Origin of the sequence: Bradyrhizobium sp. (assembly GCF_036735945.1) — a bacterium.
GTDB lineage: Bacteria > Pseudomonadota > Alphaproteobacteria > Rhizobiales > Xanthobacteraceae > Bradyrhizobium.
On sequence record NZ_DAINNI010000177.1, the window covers coordinates 1 to 7,582 of the forward strand.

10 protein-coding genes are annotated in these 7,582 nt (G+C 64.1%); all 10 read left to right on the forward strand.

Translation table 11 applies throughout. The features are described 5' to 3' along the window. Positions 1-228: NADH-quinone oxidoreductase subunit NuoB (gene nuoB / locus V7E26_RS27980; RefSeq protein ID WP_324422597.1), on the forward strand; the 228-nt coding region annotated here is incomplete at its 5' end. Between the two features lie 11 nt (positions 229-239). Next, on the forward strand, positions 240-851 hold the full coding sequence (locus V7E26_RS27985) for an NADH-quinone oxidoreductase subunit C (protein ID WP_324422599.1): 612 nt from the start codon (positions 240-242) through the stop codon (positions 849-851). 5 nt (positions 852-856) lie between these two features. Continuing rightward, the gene (locus tag V7E26_RS27990; protein WP_324422601.1) at positions 857-2,047 is read left to right on the forward strand and encodes an NADH-quinone oxidoreductase subunit D; all 1,191 of its coding nucleotides are present in this window, start codon (positions 857-859) and stop codon (positions 2,045-2,047) included. After that, positions 2,047-3,003 carry an FkbM family methyltransferase gene (locus V7E26_RS27995; protein WP_324422603.1) on the forward strand — a complete coding sequence of 319 codons (957 nt, stop codon included), beginning with the start codon at positions 2,047-2,049 and terminating at the stop codon, positions 3,001-3,003. Before V7E26_RS27990 ends, V7E26_RS27995 begins: the two co-directional genes overlap by 1 nt. 12 nt (positions 3,004-3,015) lie before the next feature. Continuing rightward, positions 3,016-3,627 (forward strand): NADH-quinone oxidoreductase subunit NuoE, encoded by a 612-nt coding sequence (nuoE, locus tag V7E26_RS28000; protein ID WP_324422605.1) that lies wholly within the window; start codon positions 3,016-3,018, stop codon positions 3,625-3,627. Continuing rightward, entirely contained in the window at positions 3,624-3,833 is a 210-nt protein-coding gene (locus V7E26_RS28005; RefSeq protein WP_324422608.1) for a hypothetical protein, read from the forward strand. The genes nuoE and V7E26_RS28005 overlap by 4 nt, the downstream gene beginning before the upstream one ends. A gap of 21 nt (positions 3,834-3,854) precedes the next feature. Next, positions 3,855-5,180 carry an NADH-quinone oxidoreductase subunit NuoF gene (nuoF, locus tag V7E26_RS28010; protein ID WP_324422610.1) on the forward strand — a complete coding sequence of 442 codons (1,326 nt, stop codon included), beginning with the start codon at positions 3,855-3,857 and terminating at the stop codon, positions 5,178-5,180. A 4-nt stretch (positions 5,181-5,184) separates the two neighbouring features. Further along, on the forward strand, positions 5,185-5,394 hold the full coding sequence (locus V7E26_RS28015; RefSeq protein WP_324422612.1) for a hypothetical protein: 210 nt from the start codon (positions 5,185-5,187) through the stop codon (positions 5,392-5,394). A gap of 13 nt (positions 5,395-5,407) precedes the next feature. After that, positions 5,408-5,896 carry a hypothetical protein gene (locus V7E26_RS28020; RefSeq protein WP_324422614.1) on the forward strand — a complete coding sequence of 163 codons (489 nt, stop codon included), beginning with the start codon at positions 5,408-5,410 and terminating at the stop codon, positions 5,894-5,896. A gap of 7 nt (positions 5,897-5,903) precedes the next feature. Beyond that, the coding region (gene nuoG, locus V7E26_RS28025) for an NADH-quinone oxidoreductase subunit NuoG (protein ID WP_324422616.1) at positions 5,904-7,582 on the forward strand (1,679 nt) is incomplete at its 3' end.

Sequence of the window (7,582 nt, forward strand, 5' to 3'; positions counted from 1 at the left end):
CGCAAGGTCTACGACCAGATGCCGGAGCCGCGCTACGTCATCTCCATGGGCTCCTGCGCCAATGGCGGCGGCTACTACCACTATTCCTACTCGGTCGTGCGCGGCTGCGACCGTATCGTGCCGATCGACATCTATGTGCCCGGATGCCCGCCGACGGCGGAGGCGCTGCTTTACGGCGTTCTGCTGCTGCAGAAGAAGATCCGCCGCATCGGGACCATCGAACGCTAAGGTTTTAGGCAATGGACGACGGCAAGCTCGAGGCCCTTGGGCAGACGATTGTTAGCGCGCTTCCGGGTGCGGCCACGGCCCATGCGGTCGCGTTCAACCAGCTCACCATTACGGCCGAGGCGGCCAGGATTGTCGAGGTGATGAAGCACCTGCGCGACGATCCCGCGCTGCGCTTCGTCAACATCACCGACGTCACCGCGGTCGACTATCCCAGCCGGGAGAAGCGATTCGATGTGGTCTATCACCTGATGTCGCCGACCCTGAACGAGCGCATCCGCGTTCGCGCCGAGGCCGACGAGACCACGCTGGTGCCCTCGATCATCGACGTTTTTCCGGGCGCCGACTGGTTCGAGCGCGAGACCTACGATCTCTACGGCGTGATCTTCACCGGCCATCCCGACATGCGCCGGCTGTTGACCGACTACGGCTTCGACGGCCATCCGCTGCGCAAGGATTTCCCGCTCACCGGCTTTGTCGAGGTGCGCTACGACGACCAGGAGAAGCGGGTGCTCTACGAACCCGTCCGCCTCAACCAGGAATTCCGCAAATTCGATTTCCTCTCGCCATGGGAAGGCGCGGACTATCCGCTTCCCGGCGATGAGAAGGCTGAGCCGAAGGCCTGACCGTCATGAATGAACAGAACCTGCGAAATTTCACGATCAATTTCGGACCGCAGCATCCTGCGGCGCACGGTGTTTTGCGCTTGGTGCTGGAACTCGACGGCGAAGTCGTCGAGCGCGTCGATCCGCATATCGGTTTGCTCCATCGCGGCACGGAAAAGCTGATCGAGCAGAAAACCTATCTGCAGGCGATTCCCTATTTCGATCGTTTGGACTACGTCGCGCCGATGAACCAGGAGCATGCGTTCTGCCTTGCGGCGGAAAAGCTGCTTGGCATCACCGTGCCGCGCCGCGGGCAATTGATCCGCGTGCTCTACTGCGAGATCGGCCGCATCCTGTCGCATCTGCTCAACGTCACCACGCAGGCGATGGACGTCGGCGCGCTCACTCCGCCGTTGTGGGGTTTCGAAGAGCGCGAGAAGCTGATGGTGTTCTATGAGCGCGCCTCCGGCTCGCGCATGCACGCGGCCTATTTTCGCGTCGGCGGCGTGCATCAGGATTTGCCGCCAAAGCTGATCGACGACATCGAAGCCTGGTGCGATCCGTTCCTGCAGACCGTCGCCGACCTCGATACGCTCCTGACCGGCAACCGCATTTTCAAGCAGCGCAACGTCGACATCGGCGTGGTCCCGTTGAAGGAAGCCTGGGAGTGGGGCTTTTCGGGCGTGATGGTGCGCGGCTCGGGCGCGGCCTGGGACCTTCGCAAGGCGCAGCCCTACGAATGCTATGCCGAGATGGATTTCGACATCCCGATCGGCAAGAACGGCGACTGCTACGACCGCTACCTGATCCGCATGGAAGAGATGCGCCAGTCGGCGCGCATCATGAAGCAGTGCATCCAGAAGCTCAGGGCAGCGGACGGGCAGGGGCCCGTGGTGGTCGAGGACAACAAGATCGCACCGCCCCGCCGCGGCGAGATGAAGCGCTCGATGGAAGCCCTGATCCATCACTTCAAGCTCTATACCGAAGGCGTGCACGTGCCGGCCGGCGAGGTCTATGCCGCCGTCGAAGCGCCGAAGGGCGAGTTCGGCGTCTATCTTGTCTCCGACGGCAGCAACAAGCCCTACAAGTGCAAGATCCGCGCGCCGGGCTTTGCGCACCTGCAGGCGATGCATCACATCTGCAAGGGCCATCTGCTGGCCGACGTCTCGGCCATCCTCGGCTCGCTCGACATCGTGTTCGGAGAGGTTGACCGGTGATGGCGCAGGCGCCCATCCAGTTTGACCGGGCATCGGGCGCACTCGAAGGTGCGAACACCTGGGAGCGTTTGGCCGCCGTTGCGCTGGTGCTGGGATCGAAGGTGGCGTCGAACTTCTCGCATCGCGGCTACAACATGTGCGCCAATCTGCTGCGCACGACGCTGCCGGAGCGCGGCCTCCAGGTCAGGCTCAATGACGACGCCGTGTTCGAGTTTCCCTATGGCGACGGCTATTGGAGCAAGCTGCTCAACCGCACCTTCCGGTACGAGGACGAACTTGAGCTGCTGTTTCGGGATTCCGCCGACGTCGACTACACGCTGCTCGATTGCGGCGCCAATTACGGCTACTGGTCGGTCCTGGTGTCGAGCAGGCCGTTCGGATCGCACAAGGCGATCGCGATCGAACCCTCCGGGCAGAACTTTCCGAAGCTTGCCAACAACGCCCGCATCAACGGCAATCGTTTCGAGACCATGAAATGCGCGATCGGTGCGGCGCGCGGTACCGCGCGTCTCTCAGGCACCAAGCATGAGGCCTTCAGCATCGCCGGCGACCAGGCTGATGGCGAGGAGGTTCCGGTGATCGCGCTGGATAACCTGCTCGACGACGGCAGGATCGCGCCTGGCGGCAAGTATCTGGTCAAGCTCGACGTCGAAGGCGTCGAGATCGAAGCCATGAAAGGTGGCGCGCGGCTGCTGCAGGGCGACAGCGTCTTGCTGTGCGAGGAGCACGGCAATGACCCCAGGCACACCGTATCGCGCTATATCCTCGACCAGTCGCTGACGCTGATCGTCTACGATCCGCGCAGCAATCGCCTTGAAACCGTGACCGACCTGTCGATTCTCGACCGGATCAAGGTTTCAACCCATGTCGGCTACAACGTGTTCGGCACCGCAAGCGCATTCTGGCTCGCCCGGATCGAAGCGCTCAATGCGAAGGCCGCGCGCCGCGTACAATGAGAGACTGAAACGATGTCCGTCCGCCGTCTTGCCCCGAAGGAATTGCAGCCCGCGAGCTTTGCGTTCACGGACGAAAATCTTGCCTGGGCCAAGGCGCAGATCACCAAATATCCGCCGGGCCGGCAGGCCTCCGCGGTGATTGCGATCCTGTGGCGCGCGCAGGAGCAGCATGAAGGCTGGGTGTCGGAAGCCGCGATCCGCGTCGTCGCCGACATGCTCGAGATGCCCTACATCCGCGTGTTGGAGGTCGCTACCTTCTACACGATGTTTCAGCTCCAGCCGGTCGGCAAGAAGGCCCATGTGCAGGTCTGCGGCACCACGCCGTGCCGGCTGCGCGGTGCCGGAGACCTCATCGACGTGTGCCAGAGCCGCATCCATCACGAGCCCTTCCATCTGTCCAAGGACGGCAATTTCAGCTGGGAAGAGGTCGAGTGCCTCGGCGCCTGTGTGAATGCGCCGATGGTGCAGATCTGGAAGGACACCTACGAGGACCTGACCAAGGAAACCTTCGGCAAGGTGCTGGACGGCTTTGCCTCGGGCAATCCGCCGAAGCCCGGACCGCAGACCGACCGTCAGTTCTCGGCGCCCGCGGGCGGGCCGACGACGCTGAAGGAATCGACATGACGCGCATATTGGCCAGGGGTGGGCCGGGGAGGGTCAGTACGATGAAGAACTGGCGCTATATCGGCATGCACGCCGTCGCCGCGGCGACCTTTATTTTTCTGTTGCAGCGTTACGGGCTGAACGCGACGCTCGAATCCAGCCTGTTGTGGGCGCTGACCTTCGGCGGATGCGCCGCGGGCCTTGCCTACGCACAGTCCAACCGTTGATCCGCTAGGAAGCCCCAAGTCATGCTCGACGACAAGGATCGCATCTTCAAGAACCTCTACGGTCTCCACGATTGGGGGCTCGAGGGCGCGCGCCGCCGCGGCGCGTGGGACGGCACGAAGGCGATCATCGACAAGGGCCGCGACTGGATCATCGCCGAGATGAAGGCCTCCGGCCTGCGTGGCCGCGGCGGCGCCGGCTTCCCGACCGGCCTGAAATGGTCGTTCATGCCGAAGGAATCGACCGACGGCCGGCCGAGCTATCTCGTGGTCAACGCCGACGAATCCGAGCCCGGCACCTGCAAGGACCGCGAGATCATGCGGCACGATCCGCATCTGCTGGTGGAGGGCTGCCTGCTCGCCAGCTTCGCGATGAACGCGCATGCCTGCTACATCTATGTGCGCGGCGAGTTTATCCGCGAGCGCGAGCACCTGCAGGCCGCGATCGACCAGGCCTATGATGCCAAGCTGGTCGGCAAGGACAACGTCAATGGCTGGCCGTTCGACATCTATGTCGCGCACGGCGCCGGCGCCTATATCTGCGGCGAGGAAACCGCGCTGCTCGAAAGCCTCGAGGGCAAGAAGGGCCAGCCGCGGCTGAAGCCGCCATTCCCGGCCAATGTCGGCCTCTATGGCTGCCCGACCACCGTCAACAACGTAGAGTCGATCGCGGTCGCGCCTGACATCCTGCGCCGCGGCGCGGCGTGGTTCGCGGCGATCGGCCGTCCGAACAATGTCGGCACAAAACTGTTCTGCGTCTCCGGCCATGTCGAGCGGCCCTGCAACGTCGAAGAGGCGATGGGGCTTCCGTTCCGCGAACTGATCGAGCGGCACTGCGGCGGCATTCGCGGCGGCTGGGACAATCTGAAGGCCGTGATTCCCGGCGGCTCGTCGGTGCGCATGGTGCCGGCCGAGCAGATCATCGATACGCCGATGGATTTCGACTCGCTGGGCAAGCTGCGCTCCGGCCTCGGCACCGCCGCCGTGATCGTGATGGACAAGTCGACCGACCTGATCCGGGCGATCGCGCGCATCTCCTATTTCTACAAGCATGAGAGCTGCGGCCAGTGCACGCCGTGCCGCGAAGGCACCGGCTGGATGTGGCGCGTGCTGACGCGCATGGCCGAAGGCCGCGCCCACAAGCGCGAGATCGACATGCTGCTGGAAGTGACCAAGCAGGTCGAGGGACACACGATCTGTGCGCTCGGCGACGCCGCGGCATGGCCGATCCAGGGCCTGATCGCGCATTTTCGCCATGAGATCGAGGAGCGGATATCAGAGTATTCGCACAAGGCCGATATCGACGATATCGGCGTGCGCGACCCCGTGAACATGGTCGCGGCGGAGTAGGGCAATGGCAGTCGAACCTGACAATATTCTTCTGCAGCACATGCGGCGCTTTGATGAGAAGCTTGATCGCGTCGTCGATGAGATGCTCGACGTCAAGGTCCGCTCGACTGCGGTCGAGGAAGGTTTGGCTGGCATTAATCGTCGGCTTGACCGATTGGAAATGCGCGTCGAACGGATCGAGCGACGTCTCGATCTGGTTGATCACCCGCGCTGAGATGATGGGACCGATGTCGCAACCGAGCTTCTGGTGGCAGAGATACGGGACGCTGGCGCAGATGGCGCAGGCGGCCGTGGCGCTGCTCGGCTTTGTTGCGATTCTGTTCCAGATCAACGAGATCCGCACCGGCAATCGCGCCTCCAGCGCGCGGCAGGCGTTTCTTGGCTACACTGATCTTGCGTTCAAGAATCCGAAATTCGCGCAGCCGGACTACGAGAAGATCAAGGCGGCCGGGCGTGACGAGCAGGTGCAGTACGAGAGCTTCGTGACCTACCTGCTTTATGCCTGCGAGGAGGCGATCAGCGCGTTCTCCGGAAAGAAGGAATGGCAGGCGTCCTGCGACTACGATTTGAAGCCGCATCTGCCGTTCCTGTGCGAGAAGAACGCGGCGCAGCCGGCCTGGCTCGCCACCTACGGCGCCGAGACCCAGCAATGGATCAAGACGGCGCTGAAGACCGCCAGCGTTACACCGCCAGACTGCAAGCTGGGAAAGACCTGAGACAGCAATGACCAAACTCATCATCGACGGCAAAGAGATCGATGTGCCCGCGGAATACACGCTGCTGCAGGCATGCGAGGCCGCGGGCGCCGAAATTCCGCGCTTCTGCTATCACGAGCGGCTGTCGATCGCCGGCAATTGCCGGATGTGCCTCGTCGAGGTGAAGGGCGGCCCGAAGCCGGTCGCAAGCTGCGCCTGGGGCGTGCGCGACTGCCGTCCGGGCCCGAAGGGCGAGCCGCCGGAAATCTCCACGCGTTCGCCGATGGTCAGGAAGGCGCGCGAAGGCGTGATGGAATTCCTGCTGATCAACCACCCGCTGGATTGCCCGATCTGCGACCAGGGCGGCGAGTGCGACCTGCAGGACCAGGCGATGGGCTACGGCGTCGACACCAGCCGCTTCGCCGAGAACAAGCGCGCGGTCGAGGACAAGTATCTCGGCGCGCTGGTCAAGACCTCGATGAACCGCTGCATCCAGTGCACGCGCTGCGTCCGCTTCTCGGCCGAAGTCGCCGGCGCCCCGGAAATGGGCGCGACCGGCCGCGGCGAGGACATGGAGATCACGACCTATCTGGAGCAGGCGCTGACCTCCGAGCTGCAGGGCAACCTTGTCGACATCTGCCCGGTGGGCGCGCTGACCTCGAAGCCTTACGCATTTGCCGCGCGCCCGTGGGAACTGGGCAAGACGCAGTCGGTCGACGTCATGGACGGCGTGGGGTCTGCGATCCGCGTCGATACCCGCGGCCGCGAGGTGATGCGCATCCTGCCGCGGATCAACGAGGCCGTGAACGAGGAATGGATTTCCGACAAGACCCGTCACGTCGTCGACGGCCTGCGCACGCAGCGGCTCGACCGGCCCTATATCCGCGAGAACGAGAAGCTTCGCCCCGCGTCCTGGCAGGAGGCCTTCGCGGCCATCGCCGCCAGGCTGAAGCGGAGCGACGGCAAGCGGATCGGTGCGATCGCCGGCGATCTTGCCGCGGTCGAGGAGATGTTCGCGTTCAAGGATCTGCTCGGACAATATGGTTCGACCAATCTGGCGGTGCAGGGCGGCGACGCCTTCGACCCCAAGCTCGGCCGCGCCGGCTACATCTTCAATCCGACCATCGCCGGGATCGAGCAGGCCGATGCGCTCCTGATCATCGGCGCCAACCCGCGCCGGGAAGCGGCCGTGCTCAACGCGCGCATCCGCAAGCGCTGGCGTACCGGCCAGCTCAGGGTCGGCGTGATCGGTCCGAAGGCCGATCTGACCTATGACTACGACTATCTCGGCGCCGGCACCGATACGCTCAACGACCTCGCCAATGGCAAGCACTCCTTCATCGAGGTGCTGAAGGGCGCCAGGAACCCGATCGTGCTGGTCGGCGGCGGTTCGCTGTCGCGGCATGACGGCGCGGCGGTGCTGGCGCTGGCGGCCAGGATCGCGACTGCTACGGGCGCACTCAAGGACGGCTGGAACGGCTTTGCCGTGCTGCAGGACACCGCCTCGCGCGCCGGCGCGCTCGATATCGGCTTCTCGGCCGGCAAGGGCGGACTGACGCTTGCGCAGATGACGACCTTCGGCACGCTGGACGTGCTGTTCCTGCTCGGCGCCGACGAGGTGAAGGTGCCTGACGGCACATTCGTGGTCTATGTCGGCACGCATGGCGACCGCGGCGCGCATCGCGCCGACGTCATCCTGCCGGGCGC

Coding starts and splice junctions, on each gene's coding strand:
- V7E26_RS27985 (WP_324422599.1), top strand. CDS start 240: ATGGACGACGGCAAGCTCGAGGCCCTTGGGCAGACGATTGTTAGCGCG.
- V7E26_RS27990 (WP_324422601.1), top strand. CDS start 857: ATGAATGAACAGAACCTGCGAAATTTCACGATCAATTTCGGACCGCAG.
- V7E26_RS27995 (WP_324422603.1), top strand. CDS start 2,047: ATGGCGCAGGCGCCCATCCAGTTTGACCGGGCATCGGGCGCACTCGAA.
- nuoE (WP_324422605.1), top strand. CDS start 3,016: ATGTCCGTCCGCCGTCTTGCCCCGAAGGAATTGCAGCCCGCGAGCTTT.
- V7E26_RS28005 (WP_324422608.1), top strand. CDS start 3,624: ATGACGCGCATATTGGCCAGGGGTGGGCCGGGGAGGGTCAGTACGATG.
- nuoF (WP_324422610.1), top strand. CDS start 3,855: ATGCTCGACGACAAGGATCGCATCTTCAAGAACCTCTACGGTCTCCAC.
- V7E26_RS28015 (WP_324422612.1), top strand. CDS start 5,185: ATGGCAGTCGAACCTGACAATATTCTTCTGCAGCACATGCGGCGCTTT.
- V7E26_RS28020 (WP_324422614.1), top strand. CDS start 5,408: ATGTCGCAACCGAGCTTCTGGTGGCAGAGATACGGGACGCTGGCGCAG.